This window comes from Lysobacter sp. TAB13 (assembly GCF_052113885.1).
GTDB lineage: Bacteria > Pseudomonadota > Gammaproteobacteria > Xanthomonadales > Xanthomonadaceae > Lysobacter > Lysobacter gummosus.
This window is the reverse complement of the sequence record NZ_JBFRDR010000001.1, coordinates 356879-377485: the sequence shown is the minus strand read 5'-3', so window position 1 is coordinate 377485 and position 20607 is coordinate 356879. Positions and strand designations below refer to the sequence as shown.

At 67.8% G+C, this 20607-nt stretch carries 17 protein-coding genes, 1 pseudogene and 1 riboswitch; of the genes and pseudogenes, 10 read left to right on the top strand and 8 right to left on the bottom strand.

Translation table 11 applies throughout. From position 1 onward, the window contains the following. Positions 1-55: 55 nt before the first annotated feature. Positions 56-1579 carry a PPC domain-containing protein gene (locus tag AB4Y92_RS01300; RefSeq protein WP_441817996.1) on the top strand — a complete coding sequence of 508 codons (1524 nt, stop codon included), beginning with the start codon at positions 56-58 and terminating at the stop codon, positions 1577-1579. 144 nt (positions 1580-1723) lie between these two features. On the opposite strand, the gene AB4Y92_RS01295 is transcribed toward AB4Y92_RS01300, so the two are convergent. Beyond that, positions 1724-2131 carry a hypothetical protein gene (locus tag AB4Y92_RS01295; RefSeq protein WP_441817995.1) on the bottom strand — a complete coding sequence of 136 codons (408 nt, stop codon included), beginning with the start codon at positions 2129-2131 and terminating at the stop codon, positions 1724-1726. Between the two features lie 287 nt (positions 2132-2418). On the opposite strand from AB4Y92_RS01295, the gene AB4Y92_RS01290 reads away from it, so the two are divergent. Further along, complete coding sequence (locus tag AB4Y92_RS01290) at positions 2419-3651, top strand: ATP-binding protein (RefSeq protein ID WP_441817994.1); 1233 nt, start codon at positions 2419-2421, stop codon at positions 3649-3651. Further along, positions 3648-4196: a response regulator transcription factor gene (locus tag AB4Y92_RS01285; RefSeq protein ID WP_441817993.1), complete on the top strand. Its 549-nt coding sequence runs from the start codon at positions 3648-3650 to the stop codon at positions 4194-4196. Before AB4Y92_RS01290 ends, AB4Y92_RS01285 begins: the two co-directional genes overlap by 4 nt. Before the next feature lie 88 nt (positions 4197-4284). On the opposite strand, the gene AB4Y92_RS01280 is transcribed toward AB4Y92_RS01285, so the two are convergent. From AB4Y92_RS01280 to lexA, 4 genes and pseudogenes are all read right to left on the bottom strand, one after another. Then, the gene (locus AB4Y92_RS01280) at positions 4285-7422 is read right to left on the bottom strand and encodes an error-prone DNA polymerase (protein ID WP_441817992.1); all 3138 of its coding nucleotides are present in this window, start codon (positions 7420-7422) and stop codon (positions 4285-4287) included. Continuing rightward, positions 7419-8870: a Y-family DNA polymerase gene (locus AB4Y92_RS01275; protein WP_441817991.1), complete on the bottom strand. Its 1452-nt coding sequence runs from the start codon at positions 8868-8870 to the stop codon at positions 7419-7421. Before AB4Y92_RS01275 ends, AB4Y92_RS01280 begins: the two co-directional genes overlap by 4 nt. A gap of 373 nt (positions 8871-9243) precedes the next feature. Beyond that, positions 9244-9927: pseudogene (locus AB4Y92_RS01270) on the bottom strand (hypothetical protein); the annotation flags it as partial. A gap of 8 nt (positions 9928-9935) precedes the next feature. Further along, a complete protein-coding gene (gene lexA, locus AB4Y92_RS01265; protein WP_441817990.1) occupies positions 9936-10613 on the bottom strand; it encodes a transcriptional repressor LexA in 678 nt (225 codons plus the stop codon). 252 nt (positions 10614-10865) lie between these two features. On the opposite strand from lexA, the gene AB4Y92_RS01260 reads away from it, so the two are divergent. From AB4Y92_RS01260 to AB4Y92_RS01245, 4 genes are all read left to right on the top strand, one after another. Continuing rightward, positions 10866-11543 (top strand): GbsR/MarR family transcriptional regulator, encoded by a 678-nt coding sequence (locus AB4Y92_RS01260; protein WP_441817989.1) that lies wholly within the window; start codon positions 10866-10868, stop codon positions 11541-11543. A gap of 65 nt (positions 11544-11608) precedes the next feature. Continuing rightward, on the top strand, positions 11609-12058 hold the full coding sequence (locus tag AB4Y92_RS01255; RefSeq protein ID WP_441817988.1) for a thiol-disulfide oxidoreductase DCC family protein: 450 nt from the start codon (positions 11609-11611) through the stop codon (positions 12056-12058). A 12-nt stretch (positions 12059-12070) separates the two neighbouring features. After that, complete coding sequence (locus AB4Y92_RS01250) at positions 12071-13585, top strand: TIGR01777 family oxidoreductase (RefSeq protein ID WP_441817987.1); 1515 nt, start codon at positions 12071-12073, stop codon at positions 13583-13585. Next, positions 13563-14279 (top strand): DUF4166 domain-containing protein, encoded by a 717-nt coding sequence (locus tag AB4Y92_RS01245; RefSeq protein WP_441817986.1) that lies wholly within the window; start codon positions 13563-13565, stop codon positions 14277-14279. The genes AB4Y92_RS01250 and AB4Y92_RS01245 overlap by 23 nt, the downstream gene beginning before the upstream one ends. 462 nt (positions 14280-14741) lie before the next feature. On the opposite strand, the gene AB4Y92_RS01240 is transcribed toward AB4Y92_RS01245, so the two are convergent. Both AB4Y92_RS01240 and AB4Y92_RS01235 read right to left on the bottom strand, forming a co-directional pair. Next, positions 14742-15218, bottom strand: a complete 477-nt coding sequence (locus AB4Y92_RS01240) for an RES family NAD+ phosphorylase (protein ID WP_441817985.1) — start codon at positions 15216-15218, stop codon at positions 14742-14744. A gap of 76 nt (positions 15219-15294) precedes the next feature. Continuing rightward, a complete protein-coding gene (locus AB4Y92_RS01235; protein ID WP_441817984.1) occupies positions 15295-15933 on the bottom strand; it encodes an antitoxin Xre/MbcA/ParS toxin-binding domain-containing protein in 639 nt (212 codons plus the stop codon). A gap of 269 nt (positions 15934-16202) precedes the next feature. Between AB4Y92_RS01235 and AB4Y92_RS01230 the strand changes: the two genes are divergently transcribed. Together AB4Y92_RS01230 and AB4Y92_RS01225 are read left to right on the top strand one after the other, a co-directional pair. After that, complete coding sequence (locus AB4Y92_RS01230; RefSeq protein ID WP_057942756.1) at positions 16203-16637, top strand: hypothetical protein; 435 nt, start codon at positions 16203-16205, stop codon at positions 16635-16637. A gap of 645 nt (positions 16638-17282) precedes the next feature. Beyond that, a complete protein-coding gene (locus tag AB4Y92_RS01225) occupies positions 17283-18287 on the top strand; it encodes a hypothetical protein (protein WP_441817983.1) in 1005 nt (334 codons plus the stop codon). A 107-nt stretch (positions 18288-18394) separates the two neighbouring features. On the opposite strand, the gene AB4Y92_RS01220 is transcribed toward AB4Y92_RS01225, so the two are convergent. Then, positions 18395-18532, bottom strand: a complete 138-nt coding sequence (locus AB4Y92_RS01220) for a hypothetical protein (protein WP_441817982.1) — start codon at positions 18530-18532, stop codon at positions 18395-18397. A gap of 193 nt (positions 18533-18725) precedes the next feature. Further along, a riboswitch (cobalamin riboswitch) is annotated at positions 18726-18945 on the top strand. 140 nt (positions 18946-19085) lie between these two features. Here AB4Y92_RS01220 and AB4Y92_RS01215 point away from each other — a divergent pair. Next, positions 19086-20600 carry a CoA-acylating methylmalonate-semialdehyde dehydrogenase gene (locus tag AB4Y92_RS01215; protein WP_441818266.1) on the top strand — a complete coding sequence of 505 codons (1515 nt, stop codon included), beginning with the start codon at positions 19086-19088 and terminating at the stop codon, positions 20598-20600. Positions 20601-20607 lie beyond the last annotated feature (7 nt).

Here is a 20607-nt window from a genome sequence, read left to right as displayed (position 1 = left end):
GGGGCCGGCGCGCGTGCGACGCGCGTATTTCTTTACCCAAGGAGCAAGTATGCGAATGGAAACTCGTGGTGCACGCAGCAGATGGCTGGCCGTGCTGGCCGCGGCCCTGGTGTTGACCAGCGGCGCAGCGTCGGCGGCGGCGTTGAGCGTCCCCTATGTGTTGCAGGGATTGGATTCGGGCACCGAACCGACGCGTTATGCCGCTGGCGGCGACGGCAGCCTGTTGACCCTGGTCGGCCGTTCCGACCTGCAGGCTGGAACGGTCAAACGCTACGACCGCAGCGGCCAGCTGCTGTCGTCGCATTCGATGCAGGCGGATTGGAACGACATCGCCAGCGACCGGCTCGGCAACTACGTCACCGCCAATGCCACCAGCCAGGGCGTGTTCGCGACGGTATTCAACCGCAACGGCACGCCGATCGTTCCGCGCTTCCAGGTCAGCACTCGCGGCCAGACCCTGCAGGTGGCGATGAACGAGACCGGGATGTTCGTGGTGGTCTACAACACCTACGCCCCGCAGCCCGGCAGCGATACCATCAACTCTACTTATGCGCGGATATTCAACCGAGACGGCAGCGCGCGTACCAACGAGTTCTTGATCGCCAGCGGCACCAACCCGACCAACGTCCATTCCTGGGCCGTGGCGATCGACGGCGCCGGCACGTTCACTGTCAGCCTGATGCGCTACATCAATGGCCGCACCGAACACCGGCTGATCCGCTACAACCGCGACGGCGCCTTGCAAGGATCGATCGACGATCCGACCGAGCGCGCCATCAACGGCGAGGCGGTCAGCGAAACCACCAATCTGGCGGCCAACTCGGCTGGCCAGCATGTGCTCGGCTGGAGCGGCATCACTGTCGCCACCCGCATCACCTCCACTCGCTTGCAGCGTTTCGACGCCGCCGGCAGCAAGGTCGGGCCGTTGGTGCTGTTGGGCCGTGATCCGGACGGTTCGGCGGCGCTGGCTCACACCGAGGCCAAGGTCGCGATCGCCGGCGATGGCCGGGTGCTCGCGGTGTGGTCGCGGCGCTCGTCGTTCAGCGATCTATACGCGCAATGGAACGTGTACGGACGCGAGTTCCGTGCCGACGGCACGCCGCTGGGCGCGGAGTTCCGCATCGACACCGCGCCGGCTTCGGCGGTGTTGTACCCGGATGCGCTCGACGTGGTGATGTCGGCGGATGGCCAATACACCGTCACCTGGGCCGAAGCCGACGGCGGTCAGCGGCGCCAGTGGGCGCGCCGCTTTAGCATGGAAGGTGGTCCCGCGCTGCAGACCCTGAGTCGCGGCGTGCCCATCGCCGGACTCAGCGGCGCGGTCAACACCTTCAGGTACTTCCGCTTCACCGTGCCGCCGAACACGCCGAGCTTCAGCTTGACGCTCAGCGGCGGCGGCGATGCGGACATGTTGGTCAAGTACGGCGAGCCGCCGACCCTGGGCAGCTACGACATGAGCACGGCTATCAACGGCAGCTATGAGGGCGCCATGGTGAACAACCCGCCTGCCGGCGATTTCTATGTCGGCCTGTTCGGTTACACCGCTTACTCCGGGGTGACCTTGCAAGCGGACTGGTAAAGGCGCGGCGGCATAGCGTGGTAACGCAAAAGCGGGCCTTCGGGCCCGCTTTTTTCTTGTCGCCGCATCGCCGGTCAGCTTTGATGCGGACAAGCGGCGGGCCTGAGCCCGCCGCTTGCGGTCAGGCGCTCGCGGCCGTATCGCTCACAGCGGCGAATTGATCTGCACATCGCGGCTCAGCGTTCGCGCGATGCCGGTGGCCAGGTCGGTATAGGTGACGTTGACCACGTCCACGATCGGCCGGCCGCCGCGATAGGTCGTGCGGCAGCTCTTGGTCGTGCACGGCAGCACCAGGCCGTTGTCGTTGGTCCATAGGAAATTGTAGTTGCCGGCCGGCAGATTGCGGATGTCGAAATCCGCGCTGTAGCTGCTGGCGCCCTGGTAGAAGGTCGAGCAATTGCCCAGGTTGCCCGGCGGCGGCGGTTGCGTGTTGGGGCCGACGAAGCAATACAGCACCGGGCCCAGCGGCAATGCCTGCGCGCCGGCCGCGGGCGCGGCGCGGGCCGGGCCCATGCCGGCCAGGGCGAGCGCGCCGCACAGCAGGGCGTTCATCAAAATCCATCCATTTGATTTCATGACGTACATTCCTGTGTATCGCCAGACCATCCTGGCCGATCGAGGATAGCGCCGCGCCGTCGCCACGCGCGCGACCTGTCGGTATTGACAGGGGCCGTCGCGCGCAGGGCCCGCGCGCCGGCGCCGACTTGACCCGGACGCATCGCCCGGCGTCGCAGCGCAGCATGCCGGCGCGCGGATGCGTCGCGCGGTCGCAGCGGCCCCGGCGGGCCCGCCGGCCCGGGCGGTGCGATAATCGGCCTTCGTCTCCCGCGGACCGCCCCGTGCTGCAACTGCTGATCTACCTGCGATACCTGTCGGTGGCCGGGCAGATGCTGACCGTGGTGTTCGTGGTTCAGCGCCTGAATCTGCCGATCCCGGCCGAACCGCTGCTGTCGATCTCCACCGGCCTGCTCGCGTTCAACGTGCTCAGCCACTGGTGGTGGCTGGCCCACCGCGACGCCGGCCCGCGCGCGCTGGTGCTGCAGTTGCTGGTCGATCAGCTGGCGCTGACCGCGCTGCTGTATTACTCCGGCGGCCCGGCCAATCCCTTCGTGTCGCTGTATCTGGTGCCGGTGGCGCTGGCGGCGATCGGCCTGGACATCGCGCCCATGCTCGGCCTGACCGTGCTGACCGCGGCGCTGTACACCTGGCTGATGCGCCATCACGTGGACCTGCCGCATATGCACGGCAGCGACTTCCAACTGCACGTGACCGGGATGTGGGTGAACTTCCTGCTTTCGGCCGGAATCATGGTGGTGGTGCTGAGCCGGTTCATGACCATCGTGCGCGATCAGCGCCGCCGCCTGTCGGAAGCGCGCGAACGCGCGATCCGCGACGAATCGCTGTCGGCGCTGGGCTCGCTCGCCGCCGGCACCGCGCACGAATTGAATACGCCGCTGGCGACGATGGGCTTGCTGGTGGACGACTGGATGGCCAGCGAACAACCGCCGCCGCGTGAAGACATCGAACTGCTGCGCTCGCAACTGGCGCATTGCCGCGATCACGTGCGCGCGCTGGCCGAGATGGCGCGCCGCGGCGCCGCCGGCGAAACCACGCTGGAAGACGCGGACGGCTTCGTGCACGCCTGCGTCGATCGCTGGCGCCTGCTGCGGCCGAACGCGACCGCGGTGTTCCATCCCGGCGCGCCCGAGCGCAAGGTGCGCGTGGACGCGGGCCTGCCGCAGGCGCTGATCAACCTGATCAACAACGCCGCCGACGCCAATGCCGCGCGCGGCGTCGATGAGCCGGTCGAAGTGACGACGCAGGCGCGCGAGAACTGGCTGACCGTGTCCATCCTCGATCGCGGCGCTGGGCCGGCGCAGATCGCCGCGCGTCCGCGCCTGGACAATGAAGGGCAGGGGCTCGGCATCGGCCTGATGATTTCCAAGGCCGGCATCGAGCGCAGCCGCGGCCGGGTGCGGCAGGTGGAACGCGAAGGCGGCGGCTGCGTGACCGAGGTCGATCTGCCGTTCGCCGCGCCGTCGTCGTCTCCAGCCGCGCAGTCGGCGCCATGAGCCTGCCCGCGCGCATGCTGCTGATCGACGACGATCTGGCGTTCTGCCAGGTGCTCGCGCGCATGCTGACGCGCCGCGGCGTCGAGGTGCAGGCGCGTCACGACGCAGCCAGCGCGCTGGCCGCGCTGGAGGATTTCGCCGCCGACGGCATCGTCCTGGATCTCAAGCTCGGCGCCGACAACGGCCTGCTGCTGATTCACGACCTGCGCGCGCGCTGTCCGCAGGCGCGGATCGTACTCGCCACCGGTTACGCCAGCATCGCCACCGCGGTCGATGCGATGCGCCGCGGCGCCTGGAACTATCTGCCCAAGCCGTTCGACATCGACGCGCTGGCGCAGGCGTTCGAATCGCCGTCGCCGCAGGCGCCGCCGCCGGAACCGCCGGCCGAGCCGCCGTCGCTGCGGCGCCAGGGCTGGGAGCACATGCAGCGCGTGCTGGCCGAATGCGGCGGCAACGTGTCGGCGGCGGCGCGCATGCTCGGCGTGGACCGGCGCACCTTGCAGCGCAAACTGGCGAAGCGGCCGGTGCGCGAGCGGCCGGAGTAGGCCCGGCGCGTTATCGACGCGGCGCGCGGCCTGAAGCGTTTGAGCCGGCACGCGGCGCGCTGAACAATCTGGATCGCGCCGGTTCCGGTCAATGGAAATCGCGCGAATGCGTCGTCAGCGAGCCCAGCAACGGCGTCAGGTCTTCCATGCGCGAAGCGATGATGTGCTGGACGCCGTCCACGCGTTCCAGGCGTCCGTCGATCGCCATCAGCCGCGACTCGACCAGTATGCGGCGCTGGCGCTGGGCCAGGTCGCGCCAGACCACCGCGTTGACCATGCCGTCTTCGTCTTCCAGGCTCAGGAAGGTCACGCCGCTGGAGGTTTCCGGATGCTGGCGCACCGTCACCAGACCGGCGAAGCGCACCCGCGCGCCGTGTTCGACCTTGGACAGTTGCGATGAGCGCCGGCAACGCCGCGCATGCAGCGTGCTGCGCAACAGCGACAAGGGATGCCGTCCGAGTGTCGTGCCGAGCAAAGCGTAGTCGGCCTGCACGTCCTCGCCCGCGCTCGGCAGCGGCAGCGACACCGGCGCCTCGTCGCGCGCCACGCCCGCGAACAGCGGCAACTGCGTATCCACCCCGGCGATCGCCCAGCGCGCGCGATGGCGATGGCCGGCGAGCGCGCGCAGCGCGCCCGCGTCGGCGAGCAGGGCGCGCACGCGCGCATCGATCGCGGCGCGCGCGCACAGGTCTTCGACATCGCGCCACGGCGCCCGCGCGCGCGCATCGGACATGCGGTCGGCCGAGGCTTCGTCGAAGCCGTTGATCAGGCGCAGGCCCATGCGGATCGCATGCGGATGCCCGCCTCGGCCGCCCGGCGCGGCTTCCAGCGTGCAGTCCCAATCGCTGTAGCGCACGTCCACCGGCAGCACCGTGACGCCGGCGCGGCGCACGTCCTGCAGGATCTGGCCGTGGGTGTAGAACCCCATCGGCATCGAATTGATGATGCCGCAGGCGAACGCGGCCGGATGGTAGTGCTTCAGCCAACAGCTGACGTAGGCGATCAGGGCGAAGCTGGCGGCGTGCGATTCGGGAAAACCGTAGCTGCCGAAGCCCTTGATCTGTTCGAAGATGCGGTGAGCGAAATCTTCCGTGTAGCCGCGTTCCAGCATACCGGTGCGCAGCCGCTCGCGATGCGGCTCAAGACCGCCGTGGCGTTTCCACGCCGCCATCGAGCGGCGCAGCTGATCGGCTTCGCCGGGCGAGTAGCCGGCGGCGACGATCGCGATCTGCATGACCTGTTCCTGGAACAGCGGAATGCCCAGCGTGCGCTTGAGCACGCCCTTGAGCGCTTCGGAAGGGTATTCGACCAAGGTCGGGTCTTTGCGCCGCAGCAGATACGGATTGACCATGTCGCCTTGAATCGGCCCGGGCCGCACGATCGCGATCTCGATGACCAGGTCGTAGAAATTCTGCGGCCGCAACCGCGGCAACATCGACATCTGCGCGCGCGATTCGATCTGGAACACGCCGACGGTGTCGGCCTTGCAGATCATGCCGTAGACGTTCTTGTCGTCGCCGAGCCGCGAAATCGAATCCATCGTGATCGTGCCGTGGCCCTGGTCCTCCAGCGACTTCAGGATCTTGCGAACGGCCGTGAGCATGCCCAGCGCCAGGCAATCGACCTTGATGATCTGCATCGCATCCAGATCGTCCTTGTCCCATTGCACGACGGTCCGGTCGTCCATCGCCGCGTTCTCGACCGGAACCAGGGTGTGCAAGGGATGCTCGGAAATGACGAAGCCGCCCGGGTGCTGGGACAAATGGCGCGGGAAGTTGTTTTCGACCAGTTGCGAGCTCAGCGACAACACGTTGCGCAGCAGCGCCGATTGCGTATCGAAACCGCGTTCATGCAACTGGCCGGGCTCCGGGACGTCTTCGCTCCAGCGATCCAGCATCCGCGACAACTCCGCGATCTGATCCTGCGGCATGCCCAGCGCGGCCGCGACGCTGCGCACCGCGCTGCGCCCGCGATAGCTGATGGCCACCGCGGTCAGCGCCGCGCGATGGCGGCCGTAGCGATTGAATACGTACTGGAGGATTTCCTCGCGGCGCTCATGCTCGAAGTCGACGTCGATATCCGGCGGTTCGTTGCGTTCCACCGACATGAAACGCTCGAACAGCATCTCCATCCGATCCGGAGAGGTCTCGGTGATGCCCAGGACATAGCAGACCAGCGAATTGGCCGCCGAACCGCGGCCCTGGCACAGGATCTTCAGCGAACGGGCGTGGTTGACGATGTCGTGGACGGTCAGGAAGAAGGATTCGTATTCCAGCGTTCCGATGACTCGCAGCTCATGCACGAGTTGTTTCAGATGCTTGAGCTTGGCGCCGCCGGGCCAGCGTTGCCGGGCGCCTTGGATGACCATGGCGCGCAGCAGGGATTTCGCACTGTGGCCGGCCGGTACGAGTTCGTGCGGATACTGGTATTTGAGATCGCGCTTGAGATCGAACCCGGCGCAGCGCTGGGCGATCTTCACCGTCTCGGCCAGCATCGCCGCCGGATAGATCGCCTGCAGCGCCTTGCGGATGCGCAGGTGGCGCTCGCCGTTGGGAAACAGCAGCTCGCCGGCCGCGGCGACGGTGGTGTGATGGCGCACCGCGGTCAACACGTCCTGCAGCGGACGGCGCGCGCGTTCGTGCATATGCACGTCGCCTGCCGCCACCGCCGGCAGGCCGTGGCGGGCCGCCAGCGTGGTGAGTTGCGCCAATCGCGCGTCGTCGTCGGGGCCGCGATGCAGTTCGATCGCGAGCCAGAGCCGGCCGTCGAAGTGCGCCTGCAGCCATGCGGCATGGGCGTCGTCGTGTTCGTCGTTGTCGGCTATCCACAGCGCGAGCAGGTGGGCGCTGCGTTCGCGAAAGTCATCGGCCAGGCTGAGGTATTCGCCTTTTTTCGCGCGTCTACGGGCCTGCGTGATCAAGCCGCATAGGTCAGTGTAGCCAGCCATTTGCGTCACCAGCAGCACGATCTTCGGCCCGCCGTGCACGCGGATTTCGCTGCCGACGATCAATGGCAGTTCGATGTCTTTGCCGGCCTGCCAGGCGCGGACGATACCGGCGAGCGAACATTCGTCGGTGATCGCCAGCGCGCGATAACCCAGCGCTTTGGCCCGCGCGAACAATTCGCCGGCGACCGATGCGCCGCGCTGGAAACTGAAAGCCGACAGGCAATGCAGTTCGGCGTAGTCCGGCAGTGCCTCGGATACGGCGGGGCGTAGCGCGTTCACGCAAACCACCCATGCAGCATCAGCGCGCCGTCGCCACCAGCGTCGCGATAAGCCCAGGCACGCTGGCCCTTGGCGGTTTCGACCAGGTAGTAATCGCGCCTCACATCGTCCTGGTCCCACCAGCCCGATTCGATGCGCTCAGGGCCGGCGAGGATACGCGCGACCGGTTCGCGCAGCGGTTCGGGCGCGGTCAGCAGCCAACCGGGGCGGGTGGCCTCGGTGGCAATGGCCGGCGCGGTTGATTTGTTCGAACGCGGCGTATCGCCGACCACGCGGCGCCAGGCGCGTTCGGGGCGATGATCGGGATGCAGCGCCAGTCCGTGCACGTCTTCGTCGCCGAGCCGCGCGCGCAGGCGTTCGCGCAACTGCGCCCAGGGCAGGGCTTGCTGCGGGCGCGGGTCGAACAGATCGCGGCGCGCCGGCACGAACGGCGGCAGTTCTTCCGCGAGCAGGCGCAGGCCGATCACCGGCGCGGGCAATTGCGCGTGCTGCAATCGCCCGCGCGCCAGTTCGAACAGCATCGCCGCCTCGCGCTCGGGCGCGAGCAGGCCGACGGCGATTTCGCTGTCGGCGATGCGTTCGCGATGGCTATGGTGCTCGTGTTCGAGCAGCAGCTTGAAACGCGCCACGCCGCCGTCGCGGCCGGACAGGTACGCGGACAGGTCGGCGGTGAGGCGGCGCAGCGGAAACAGCAGGGCCAGGCTGGATTCGACTTCGTGGCCGAGTTCGATGCGCGCGTCGAAGAAATCCGCCGGCTGGAAATACGTCATCGGCGGCGAGGCTTCGCCGCGCAGCGCGTCGAGCCGGGTCAGCACGTCCTGGCCGAAACGCCGCGCCAATGGCGCGCGCGGCAGGGCGAATACCGCGCCGAGCTTGCGCAGGCCCATGCGCTGCAGCGCCTGCACGACGTCGGCGTCGAGGCCGCAGCGTTCGATCGGCATCTTGGCCAGCGCGCTCAGCAGCATGTCGTCGTCGAAGAACAATCCGTCGGCGAGGTTGGTCAGCGCGCGGGCGGCATACGGGTTCGGCGCGGCGGCCATGCGGTAGCGGAAACCGAGTTCGCGCAATTCCTCGCCCAGGCGCTTGTGCAACTGCGGCCACAGGCCGAACAGTTTCCGGCTGCGGCCGATCTCCAGGACGATGGCGTGGGCGAACTCGGTACTGACTTGCGAACTGTAACGGTAGGCCCAGGCCGCGAGCAGGCTGCGCGCGTGTTCGACCGCCTGCGGATCGTGCTCGACCATCTGGAAACCATCGACGATGGCGTGCGCGGCGATCAGCGACATCCCCGGCTTGAGGCCGAGCGCGCGCGCGGCGGCGTTGACCGCGTGCAGACGGCGGCGCGCGTGCGGGCCATCGACTAGCACCAGCGGGCGCTCGGGATGCGGGTGATTGCGAAGGACCACGTCCATCGCCATTTGCGGCAGCAGCAGGCAGGCCCAGCGCATGGCGATGGACTCAGCGCGTGGCCGCCGGAGCGGGCGAGGGCGGTGCGGTGGGGAGGATCGAGACTTCTGCGAGATGCGGCGCGGGGACGGGGCTTTCGGCTGGGTTCGCGGCGTCGCAGCTTAAGCCTCTCCCACGAAAGGCTTCGGCGCTTCGTGGCTGGAGTGGTGGTGCAGGAAAGATCGAGACTGAAGCGATCGCGAGTTGCGGCTTGATCGTTTCGAGCGCGGCGGCGGGCTCGGCGCTTTCGGAGCGCAAAGCGTCGGGGCCGAAGCCTTTCGCAGAAAACACGATGGCTGGGCGATCGGTGGGGACGGCAGCGACGACAGCGGTGCGTTCGTGCGCAATCCGCAGCGGCGCCGGCGTCGGTTCACTGGTCGTGGTGGCGAAGGGAATCGGCCGTGTCGGCACATTGCCGCCGCGGCACTTGAGCACGCGCAACTGCCGCGGCGAAGCGTCGATGGCGATGCGCAGCGCGGCCGGCGACGGGTTCAACGCGGCCTTGCTGTCGCGCAGGGCGAAGCCCAGGCATTGCCCGGTTTCGGCCGCGACCTGCAGCCGCCGCAATGCGCGATCGTCCGCGCGTTGCGGCCAGCACAGCACCGCCGCGCACGCGCCCGAGCGCAGGCATTGTTCGGCCGCCCACAAGGCGTCGCGGCCGCGCGCGCGGATCATCTGCAATCGCGACAAGGCCACGCCGGCATCGCGCCAGGCCGGCGCATACGGCTCGAACGGCGGATCGATCAGCACGACGATGCCGCCGCCATCGAACGCATGCGAGGCCTGCGCGCGCGCGGACTTCGCCGGCATGGCCTGCGCTTGCGGCGGCCAGCCTTGCGACAGCCGCGCCAGCGCCGGCCACATCAGTCGCAACTCGCCCACGCCGTGCATCGGCAGCAGCAGTTCGGTCAGCGAAGCCTCGGGCCAGCCGCCGGTGGGCAGGGCGGCGTCGAGCGCGGCGTGGCCGGTCGGCTGCGAGGACGGCGCCAGATTCGCCGGCTGGCCGCGCCACAATTTGCGGCTGCTGATCAGGGTTTCCAGTGCGATCAGTTTGCTCATGGCCGCGCTCAGGCGCTGCGCACCAGACCGCAGTAGATGCCTTCGATGGCGAAGTCGGCATCGGCCGCGACGCGGATCGGTTCGTAATCGGGATTGCGCGGCAGCAGGGCGATGCCGTCGGCGTCGATGCGCAGGCGCTTGATGGTGATTTCATCGCCGATGCGCGCGACCACGACCTGACCGCTGCGCGCATCGCGGGTGCGGTGCACGGCGACCAGATCGCCGTCGAAGATGCCGTCCTCGCGCATCGAGTCGCCCTTGACCCGCAGCAGGTAGTCCGGGCGCGGCGAGAACAACAGGCGGTCGATCAGCACATGGGTGTCGGCGTCGGGATCGGCGCCGATCGGCGAACCCGCGGCGACCCGGCCGAGGATCGGCAGAGACAGGCGGCTGTCGTCGTTGGCGGCGAAGGCCGGATGCCGGTTCGGTTCGGCGGCGGCCGATTCGTCCTGCGGCAGCCCGATCTGCAGCAGGCCCGCCTGCAGCAGGCGAATCCCGCGCGCGCGCCCCGGCAGCAGTTCGATCAGCCCCTGCGCCTGCAAGGCCTGCAGGTGATAACCGGCGGAACGGTTCTGGCGAAAACCCAGGTGCGCGGCGATCTCCTGCTGCGACGGCGGCAGGCCATCGGCGGCGATGCGCTGGTGCAGGTAGATCAGCAGGGCGCGGCGGAGGTCGGTCAGGCTCATGTACTAATATTAGTAATAAAACGGCCGGTGTGCAGCTTGGGCGTGGACGATCTCGCCGATTGAGACGCGGCCTTCGGCACGCAAACAGCTTACAAATCGGGCGTAAATGATTGAAATAAAGCGACTTGTCGGCCAGCCCAGGCGCGGCCGCGATCCTCACCGCGCGCACGAGCCGACCAACGGTCGCTGCGACCCATTGACTCACCCCGGTTCGTTCTTTAATTTCTGTCTAAACAGAAATAAGAGAAGTCCATGGCGCTCAGCCCGCTCCAAGAACGTTTCATCCTGCACTGGGGCGAGATGGGCAGCCGTTGGGGCGTCAACCGCACCGTCGCCCAGATCCACGCCCTGCTGTTCCTGAGCGAGCGCGCGATCACCGCCGACGAGATCTGCGAAACCCTCAATCTGGCGCGTTCCAACGTCAGCACCAGCCTCAAGGAATTGCAGGGCTGGAATCTGGCCCGGGTCAGCCATGTGCTGGGCGACCGCCGCGACCACTTCGAAACCTACAAGGACGTGTGGGACATCTTCCGCGCCGTGGTCCAGGAGCGGCGCCGGCGCGAGATCGAGCCGACTTTGAGCATGCTGCGCACCGCCGTGCTCGACAGCGACAACGCCGCGGTGGCGCCGGACCAGAACGATCCGCGCGACCGCCGCACCCTGGAGCGCATGCGCGAAGTGCTGGAGTTCATGGAGACCGGCACCAGTTGGATCGACGAAATGAACCGCCTCGATCCCAAGACCCTGATCAAGCTGCTGAAGATGGGCGCGCGCATCCAGCAATTCGTGCGCGGCCCGGTCAAGCCGTTGCCGCAGCCGCAGGCCGGCGAGAGCGGCGGGGTGTTGTTCGAGGACGACGACGTCCCGGCCGACACCGACGCCGAAATCCAGGGCGGAACCCGATCCCAGCCCGGCGAGCGCGCGTCCTGAGCGCGCGCCGGCATTTTTTTGCCCGCAAGTTTCTGTCATTACCGAAATAACTGTAGGAGAAGATCATGAGCGTCGATTCCACCCCGGGCCAGCTCGCGAGCATGCAAGTCATCGCCCTGTACGACCGCGCCTGCCCGCTGTGCCGCGCCGAGATGCACCGGCTCAAGGCCGGCGACCGCCACGACCGCTTGCGTCTGGTCGATATCGCCGACCCGCAGTTCGACGCCGCGCAATGGGGCTTCGAACTCGAAGCGCTGCGCAATTCGCTGCACGTGCGCGGCGCCGACGGCGAATGGCGCATCGGCGTGCCCGGTATCGCCGAGGCGTATCGCGCGGTCGGTCTGGGCTGGCTGACCTGGCCGCTGCGCGTGCCCGGCGCCGGCCGCCTGGCCGCGCGTGCCTACCGCTGGATCGCGCCGAACCGGCATCGCGTATCGCGCTGGCTGGGGTATCGCGAAGCCGGCCAGGACGCCGCGCCGCATTGCGACGACGGCCATTGCCCCACGCACTACTGAGGCAGGCGCGCCATGGAACGCTTGTTCATCGCTTTACTGCTGCTGCAGGTCGCGCTGGGCGCGATCGACACCATCGCCCATCACGAGTTGATGGAAAAGCTCGCCAACCGTCGCAGCGCTGCGCTGGAGTTGAAGCTGCATTCGGCGCGCGGCTTCGTGTACGGATTCCTCTTCCTGATATTCGCCTGGATCAAGCCGCAAGGCGCGTGGTTGGCGGCGGTGTGGGCGCTGGTGCTGATCGAAGTCGGCATCACCTTGTGGGACTTCGTGGTCGAAGACGCCACCCGTCTGTTGCCGAGCACCGAGCGCGTGCTGCACACCATCCTGGCCGTCAACGGCGGCGCGATGTTCGCGGTGTACGCGCTGGCGACCCGCGCCGACTGGTCCGCGCCGAGCGCCTTGCTTGCGAATTCGCACGGATGGGCGTCGTGGGCGCTGACCGCCGCGGCGATCGGCATCGCCGTGTCGGCGCTGCGCGACGGATTGGCCGCGCGCGCCAACGCCGCCGAGCCGGCACCGCGCGCTTTGTTGGCCGAGCATCCGCAGAGCGGTTTTTTGCTCAGCGGCGGCACCGGTTTCATCGGCACCGCGCTGGTCGAAGGATTGCTGGCCGGCGGGCATCGCGTCACCGTGCTCAGCCGCGATCCGCGCCGCGCCGCGCTGCGTTTCGGCGGCCGCGCGCGCTGCATCGCCGACACCGCCGAGTTGCGCGACGACGAAGCCATCGACGTGGTGATCAATCTCGCCGGCGCGCCGGTGGTCGGTCCGCGCTGGTCGCCGGCGCGCAAGCGCGCGTTGCTCGCCAGCCGCATCGACACCACCGACGGTTTGCGTGCATGGTGCGAGCGTTCGCAACGCAAGCCGGCGCTGTGGCTGCAGGCCAGCGCGGTCGGCGTGTACGGCGCGCATGCGCTGAGCGCGCCGGAACTGCGCGATCCGCCTCCGGTGCGCGGCGATTTCCCCAGCGAACTGTGCGTGGCCTGGGAGCGCGCCGCGGCCAAGGTGTCCGCGCAGGGCGTGCGCGTGGCGACGATGCGCCTGGGACTGGTTCTGCATCGCAGCGGCGGTCTGCTGCCGATGCTGTCGCTGGCCGCTTCGCTCGGCGGCGCGGCGCGACTCGGCGACGGCCGGCAATGGTTCGCCTGGGTGCATCTGGACGATGTGCTGGGTTTCGTCGAGCAAGCGGTGGAACACGTCGGCATCCGCGGCCCTTACAACCTGGTCGCGCCCGGCGGTTGCACCCAGGCCGAGTTCACTCGCGCGCTGGCGCGGTCGCTGCATCGTCCCGCCTTCATGCGCATGCCGGCTGCGCCGCTGCGCCTCGCGTTGGGCGAGATGGCGACGATGCTGCTCGATGGCCCCGTGGTCGCGCCGCAGCGCTTGCTCGATCAACGCTTTCGCTTCCTCCATCCCGACCTGGACAGCGCCCTGAGCGCCGCGCACGCCGGTTTGGACATCAATCCGCGTTCTTTCTATTCGGGTGAAGGACACCCAAAGGACCAACATGGAACTGTTGCATCCCATTGACCTGCCTCGCGATAACAGCGAAGGCGTCAGCAGCGCCGGCGGACTTGCCGGTTCCGGCGACAAACCGCGTTGTGAGCCCGCCGCGCACGATCTGGCCGCGCTGTTGCGCGCGGCGCTCGGCGCGCGCTGGTCGCTGTTGCATCCGCATATCCAGGCGCGTTTCGAACTCGTGCCCGGCGAAGCTCAGGCCGAGTACGTCGGCAACATGCATCAAGTCCGCTGCACCTGGTTGGGCGGCGTGTTCGCGCGGCTGATCCGGCATGCGCGGATCCTGCCGCATCAGAACGCCGACGAGGTGCCATTCCGCTTCGACGTGCGGCCGATGACGCGCGGGCTGGGCTGGATCAAGACCCGCACCTATCACTTCGTCGATGAAGTCTTCAGTTTCCGCTCGCGCATGATCCTGGGCGACAACGGCGAACTGCTGGAGCATTTCGGCGGCGGCCTGGGCATGCGCGTGCGCCTGGAGGTGTTGCCGAACCGGCTGGTGTTCGTGGACGACGGTTATTTCCTGCACTGGCGCGGCCTGCGCCTGCCGCTGCCCAAGCCGTTATGGCCGGGCCGTTTCGTGCTGGTGCATCGCGATCTGGATGCGGAGCATTTCGAAGTCAGCATCGACGTCGAGCATCCGTGGTTCGGGCCGTTGTTTCATCAGGACGGCAGTTTCGAAAGGATGCGGGTGCAGGAGGGTTGAGTGTCGGCGCGATGGAGTGCGTCGTGGTGCGGGTGGGGCAGGGATGCGGGATCAGGGAGGATCGCGGCGGGCAGGGATGCTGTGCAGGGATGGAGATGGGCCAGGGATGGCCGGCGGCGCCTTTAGCGTCATTCCTCCAGAACGTCATTCCCGCGAAGGCGGGAATCCAGAGACTTCAGCGCCATCTTCCCAGTTCGTGATTCCCGCGAAGGCGGGAATCCAGAGCCTTCAGCGTCATCTCTCAAGACCGTCATTCCCGCGAACGCGGGAATCCAGGGCCTTTCGTGCGAGAACGCTTGAAGTCGCTGGATTCCCGCGTTCGCGGGAATGACGGTAGGTGGGCGCGCGGTTTCCGAATTCCGTGGGCTCCGGTCAGAACTCGAATTCAAATCCCAACCTGCGAATCCGAACCTCCGAATTCGAATTCGAATTCGAATCGAAATTCAAACCTCACCCATCCCCTCAAGGCGCCCGAAACACCACGTTGTACTGAAACTTCCGCCCCGTAACCGCCCGCAGCTTCTTCGCATCGCGATGCTCCGGATTGATCAGCGCGTTGTACTCCTCCGGCACGATCACCGACGGCACCAGCAAGATCGCCGACGCGCCGCTGTTCAACCATTGCGAGCCGATCCGCACGCTGGCCATGCCGGCCGGGACCGCGTCCCAGCCGCCGGGCAGGTCCTGCGGCGTCATCTGGATGCGCGCCTTCCACACCGCCGCAGGCACCTCGATCGACACCACGTGCCGGTTCAAGGGCAGGCCGTGCGAATCCACATACGCCGCGGTTTCCAGCGCCGCCAACGCCAGCGAAGTGGCGGTGTACAGCACGCGCTGACCGTCGTCGTTCCAACGGCCGGGAAATTTGGCCGCGCCCGCGCCGCTTAGATCGTCGGCGCGATAAGCGCGGGTTTCGCCGGCGATACGCCAAAGTTTCATGGTTGCGGCCTCATCCCTGCGGCAATGGATCGGATCGGCGAAATACCGCTCATGCGGTTGCGCTCAAGGCGGCGCACTACTGATACGCGCCGCTTTCCAGCGAGCCCAGCAGACGCGCGACCACGCTCAAGCCGGTCGGCGTGTCCAGCAGGTCGGCCGGCTTCTGTCCGCCCAGGGCGGCTTGCGGCTGCTCGATCCAACTGCCGAGCCACTTGGCCCAATCGAAGTCGCGCGCGTCCGGCGCCGTGCTGTCCTTGAGCATGGCTTCGGCGATGCCGAGCAGATGCATCACTCCCAGCGCGGCCTGTCCGCTCGCGCCGGTGATGCGCGCGTGCTGCGCGGCCTTGCTTTCGGCGGTGGCCTTGGCGATGCCCAGGATGTTGAACATCCTCACCGCGGACAGGTCCATGCTGGTCGCCATGTGCTTGACCACCTGCGCGGGCACGCCTTCGCGTTCGGCCTCCACGCGTTGCAACGGGCTGGCGCTGCGCAGGTAGGCGACGTAGCCGTTGAGCGTGGCCGGGGCGTTGTAGGCCTGCAAGGGCGAGGGCTCCTTGACCGATGCGCCGTGTTTGTTGCGCGCCGGCTTGGGGTAGGCGTGTTCCTGCGCATCGAGCCGGCTTTCGCGCAGCGCGGGCTTGCCGCGGCCGGCGGATTTCGCGGTCGGCTTGGTCCCGGCCTTGGCCGGCGGAGGCGTCTTGGCGGCTTTGCTCATGGCGGGTTGCCCTGTCCGTTGTGTCCTGATCTGGACGGATCGTAGCACAAAAATGTACGAAGTGTGCTGGGCGTCCCAAGCCGGGCCAGGGTGCCTGCATCCATTCGCGGGCCCTGCGACGTACTTGGGCGATGCTGTCGCCGTACCCGCACGCGCCGGCCGGCCGAGAGTAAATAGCCCATTTGCGATTGCTATGCTGCGCGGTTCCGGCGCCGTGCATCCAACCGCCCCTGGCCGGCACCGCACCTCGTCCATCGTTAGGAGACAACATGAATCGCAATTCGCGGATCTTCGGATCGTGCCTGGGCCTGCTCCTGGTCGCGGTTCCGCCAGCCCATGCGCAGAAAGACCGCCAGGTCTACGAAGACGCGATCGCGCGCTCGGCCGAGGTGTGTCCCGACCATTCCGCCGAGCGCACCCGTGCCGGGGTCATGGCCGTCCCGGCCGCCACCTTGAAGGTGCTGGAGGAATTCGACGTCGCCCTGTGTCCGGACCGCCGCCTCGACAGCACCACGCCGGTGGTCTGGTACGGCGTGCAGAACGTGTTCGCCTGGAACCCGTCGGTCAAGGGCGCGCCCAAGGTGATGGCGACCCAGGCCGCCGCCTACGCGCGCAGCGAGGAGTTCCCGCAGACCACGGTGGTGTGGAAGGCGAACGGCAAGCTCGCCGAAGGCGCGCTGGTGCCGTCGTTCCGCAAGCGTTGAGGGCTCGATCGCGGCGGCCGGCTTGAGGCGGCCGGCCGCGGGCCGCCGCGGAGGTTCGCAAGCATCCCTCTGTAAGCTGCCAAGCAGTGAGAAAACAGGCCGGCGTTCGCCGGCCTTTGCGCATGGCGCGATCGAATCGGGTGCATCGACGGCTGCCTTGGCCGCGTCGATGCCGCGAGCCGGGCCGCAAAAGGCCAAGGCCGCCGAGCACGCCGCACCGCGCCGCCGTCATCGAATCGTGAACGACAGCCACACCGACGGCGCGGGCCGCGCTGTGGCCAACGGAATTTTTATTCTCTCGCCGACGCCGTCCTCGTATCGTCGCGTGCATTCGTCGCGTCGATGATCGAGTGCGTCGGCACGCCGCGCGCGGGCGCTCGACGGCTTCGCCGAGGCGCGAATCGACAAGCGATGTTGACTGTTTCCCGATCGTCCACGGCGTCGCGGCTCGCGGCGGAAGCGGGCGAGGGCGTCGTGAAGTACGCAATCCCGTGTCGCCGCGGTCCACCGCGTTCGCCCGCCGCGCCTGAACGAAGGCCGGCGCGCGCGCGCGACGGGCGTCGCGCGCGCGGAACTCGCTCTATCGTTCTCGTTCCGATGCTTGCGGCCCGGCGCGTGTTTCAGGCCATCACCCCCGAAGGATGAATGAACAAAGCCGCTCCTCCGCAAGATGCCCTGCTGCATGCGAGCGCTTTGCTGATCGCCGTCGCGGTGACGATGTTCACCGGTTGGCTGCTGCTGGACGTGCCGGCACCGGCGCCGACGCAACCGGCCCTGGATGTGGTCCTGATCGAGCGCGTGCCGCCGCCCGTTGAGCCGCCGAGCGAGCCGGACTTCGTACCCATACCCACGCCACGCGACCGCCCGCACGCGCCTTCGCCGGCGAGCGTCGCCGCGAACACGCCCCGGCCCGCGCAACCCGAGCCATCGCCGCCGCGCAAGCAAACCGCAGCAAACACGCCGCCGCCCGCGGCCACCAGCCGCCTATTCAACGCCGACGGCCGCGTCGCGCTGCCGGAATCCGACCCGATGCGCCCGCCGCCCGGCCGCGCGCCGGGCGATCCGGACGATCCCAAATTCGTAGCCGCCAAGAACACCTTCGAACGCCGCAATCCGATCGACGTGCCGCCGACCGGATTCGAATCGGATTGGGCCACCGAAGGCACCCTGGGCAAGGCCTTGCTGGGCAAGGCGACCAAGCGGCTGCAGAAAATCGCCGACGCGATGCCGTTCAAGCGCGACATTCAGCAGGCGCGCGCGCGGCCGCCGCCGCCGGTGCGATTCAATCCGGCGCTGCATGAGCGGCCCTCGGACCTGGGCAGCGAAGCCACCGGCGATGCCTACAAGGCCGCGCCGATCGCGTTCGAGCCCGCGCCGGGCCTGCAAGGCGAGGCCAGCCGCCGCATCCGTCAGGCGATCGGCGAAGTCGAAGCCAGCCACGGCGGCTGCGAGCGCAAGCGGCTGCGCGAGTTGCTGGCGCCGGCGATCGTGCGCGTGGACGAACTTCAGCGCATCGAACGCGCGATGGCCAGCGGCGTCGATCCGATCCGCGCCGAACAACTGCTGCCGCGTTCGGCCGACATGGCCTACGACCAGGCGCGCCGCGCGATCTGGTACGCGAAACAACAATTAGCGACGTGCGCGAGCTGACCCGGGCGGCTTGATCGAGTGCCGACGCATCGGCTGTTCGTTGTTCGCCGCGTTGCCATCGGCGGTGCGGTTACGGCGTTGAAGCGCGCATCGTTAACGCGTGCGATTCAAACGAAGCCGGCGCTGAGCGCATCGATGCGAACCATCGGCGTCTGCATGATCGCAACGATGGCGCTATCGATCTGGCGCCGCAGTAAGGCGATGAACCGGCGCGGGGCGCACATTCGATGCAGCAACGCACGCATCGTCATCGATATGACTATTTGAGCCGCGATGCATGTCATCGCATCGCTTTGTGATCCGCGTGGTGAATCCACCACCGTTCGAGCCGCGTCGATGACTTGACGCCGGCCCGCATCCAGCGCTTGCGTCCGATCTGAACGAACGCGAGCGATGCGCCCGTCGCGATGCGGCTTGTCCGCCCAGGGCCGCAAGCACTACACTTCGCCCGCCACAGGTGCCTTGCACGCCGGTCCATACCGGCGCGCAGGGTGAAACGGGAAGTCGGTGCGGACGTGATCGTCCAATTCCGACGCTGCCCCCGCAACGGTAGGCGAGAACACCCGACGTTGACCACTGCGCTCGCGCGGGAAGGTGTCGGGGTGATGCTTCGGCATCGCTCGCAAGCCCGGAGACCGGCCCGTGGCGGACATCGGGAGATGTCCTCCTCGAGTGTTGCGGCGGGCAACCTGACGGGCTGATTCGATGCGGCGTGCGTCCGCCATCGTTTCGTCTTGTCGCGCGTCTCCGCAGCCCTCGCTTTCGCGGGTGTGCGATACGGAGACCACCATGAACGATATGCATCGCGTTGCGACCGAGGTCGCGACGGTCAAGCTTTTGATCGACGGCGAATTCGTCGAATCCCGCAGCACGCAGTGGCGCGACGTCGTCAATCCGGCCACCCAGGCGGTGCTGGCGCGCGTGCCGATGGCCACGGCCGAGGAAGTGGGCGCGGCGGTGGCTTCGGCCGCACGCGCGTTCAAGACCTGGCGCAAGACCCCGATCGGTGCGCGTGCGCGCATCTTCCTGAAGTATCAGCAGCTGATCCGCGAGCACATGAGCGAGCTCGCCGCGATCCTGACCTCCGAGCAGGGCAAGACCTTGCCCGATGCCGAAGGCGACGTGTTCCGCGGCCTGGAAGTGGTCGAGCACGCCGCGGCGATCGGCAATCTGCAACTGGGCGAGTTGGCCAACAACGTCGCCGGCGGCGTCGATACCTACACCTTGCTGCAACCGCTGGGCGTGTGCGCGGGCATCACGCCGTTCAATTTCCCGGCGATGATTCCGCTGTGGATGTTCCCGATGGCCATCGCCACCGGCAACACCTTCGTGCTCAAGCCGTCCGAGCAGGATCCGCTGGTGACCATGCGTCTGGTCGAACTGGCGCTGCAGGCCGGCGTTCCCAAGGGCGTGCTCAACGTCGTCCACGGCGGCGAGGATGTGGTGAATGCGATCTGCGATCACGCCGATATCCGCGCGGTGTCGTTCGTCGGTTCGACCAAGGTCGGCACCCACGTGTATCGCCGCGCCTCGCTCGCCGGCAAGCGCGTGCAATGCATGATGGGCGCGAAGAATCACGCCATCGTGCTGCCCGACGCGAACAAGGAACAAACCCTCAACGCCATGGCCGGCGCCGCCTTCGGCGCGGCCGGACAGCGCTGCATGGCCGCGTCCACCGTAGTGCTGGTCGGCGAAGCGCGGCAGTGGATTCCGGATCTGGTCGCCAAGGCGCGCACGCTCAAGGTCAACGCCGGCACCGAGCCGGGCACCGACGTGGGTCCGGTGATTTCCTGCGCCGCGCGCGAACGCGTCGAAGGCCTGATCGCCTCGGGCGTGGAGCAGGGCGCGGTGCTGGAACTCGATGGCCGCAATCCCGCCGTGCCCGGTTATCAGCAAGGCAATTTCGTCGGCCCGACGATCTTCTCCGGCGTCGAGCCGGGCATGCGCATCTACCAGGAAGAAATTTTCGGACCGGTGCTGGTGATCCTGGGCGTGGATACGCTGGATGAGGCGATCGCKCTGATCAACGCCAATCCCAACGGCAACGGCACCGCGATCTTCACCCAGTCCGGCGCCGCCGCGCGCAGGTTCCAGGAAGAGATCGACGTCGGCCAGGTCGGCATCAACGTGCCGATTCCGGTGCCGGTTCCGCTGTTCTCGTTCACCGGCTCGCGCGCCTCCAAGCTCGGCGACCTGGGCCCGTACGGCAAGCAGGTGGTGACCTTCTACACCCAGACCAAGACCGTCACCGCGCGCTGGTTCGACGACGAGACCCTGGGTCACGGCGTCAACACCACGATCAGTCTCAAGTGATGGCCGC

Excerpts from the sequence above, each read along its gene's own strand:
- AB4Y92_RS01260 (WP_441817989.1), top strand. The coding sequence starts at position 10,866 with ATGGCGCTCAGCCCGCTCCAAGAACGTTTCATCCTGCACTGGGGCGAG.
- AB4Y92_RS01240 (WP_441817985.1), bottom strand. The coding sequence starts at position 15,218 with ATGAAACTTTGGCGTATCGCCGGCGAAACCCGCGCTTATCGCGCCGAC.
- AB4Y92_RS01300 (WP_441817996.1), top strand. The coding sequence starts at position 56 with ATGGAAACTCGTGGTGCACGCAGCAGATGGCTGGCCGTGCTGGCCGCG.
- lexA (WP_441817990.1), bottom strand. The coding sequence starts at position 10,613 with ATGAGCCTGACCGACCTCCGCCGCGCCCTGCTGATCTACCTGCACCAG.
- AB4Y92_RS01235 (WP_441817984.1), bottom strand. The coding sequence starts at position 15,933 with ATGAGCAAAGCCGCCAAGACGCCTCCGCCGGCCAAGGCCGGGACCAAG.
- AB4Y92_RS01220 (WP_441817982.1), bottom strand. The coding sequence starts at position 18,532 with ATGCGTGCGTTGCTGCATCGAATGTGCGCCCCGCGCCGGTTCATCGCC.
- AB4Y92_RS01230 (WP_057942756.1), top strand. The coding sequence starts at position 16,203 with ATGAATCGCAATTCGCGGATCTTCGGATCGTGCCTGGGCCTGCTCCTG.
- AB4Y92_RS01245 (WP_441817986.1), top strand. The coding sequence starts at position 13,563 with ATGGAACTGTTGCATCCCATTGACCTGCCTCGCGATAACAGCGAAGGC.
- AB4Y92_RS01225 (WP_441817983.1), top strand. The coding sequence starts at position 17,283 with ATGAACAAAGCCGCTCCTCCGCAAGATGCCCTGCTGCATGCGAGCGCT.
- AB4Y92_RS01255 (WP_441817988.1), top strand. The coding sequence starts at position 11,609 with ATGAGCGTCGATTCCACCCCGGGCCAGCTCGCGAGCATGCAAGTCATC.
- AB4Y92_RS01285 (WP_441817993.1), top strand. The coding sequence starts at position 3,648 with ATGAGCCTGCCCGCGCGCATGCTGCTGATCGACGACGATCTGGCGTTC.
- AB4Y92_RS01275 (WP_441817991.1), bottom strand. The coding sequence starts at position 8,870 with ATGCGCTGGGCCTGCCTGCTGCTGCCGCAAATGGCGATGGACGTGGTC.
- AB4Y92_RS01250 (WP_441817987.1), top strand. The coding sequence starts at position 12,071 with ATGGAACGCTTGTTCATCGCTTTACTGCTGCTGCAGGTCGCGCTGGGC.
- AB4Y92_RS01295 (WP_441817995.1), bottom strand. The coding sequence starts at position 2,131 with ATGAACGCCCTGCTGTGCGGCGCGCTCGCCCTGGCCGGCATGGGCCCG.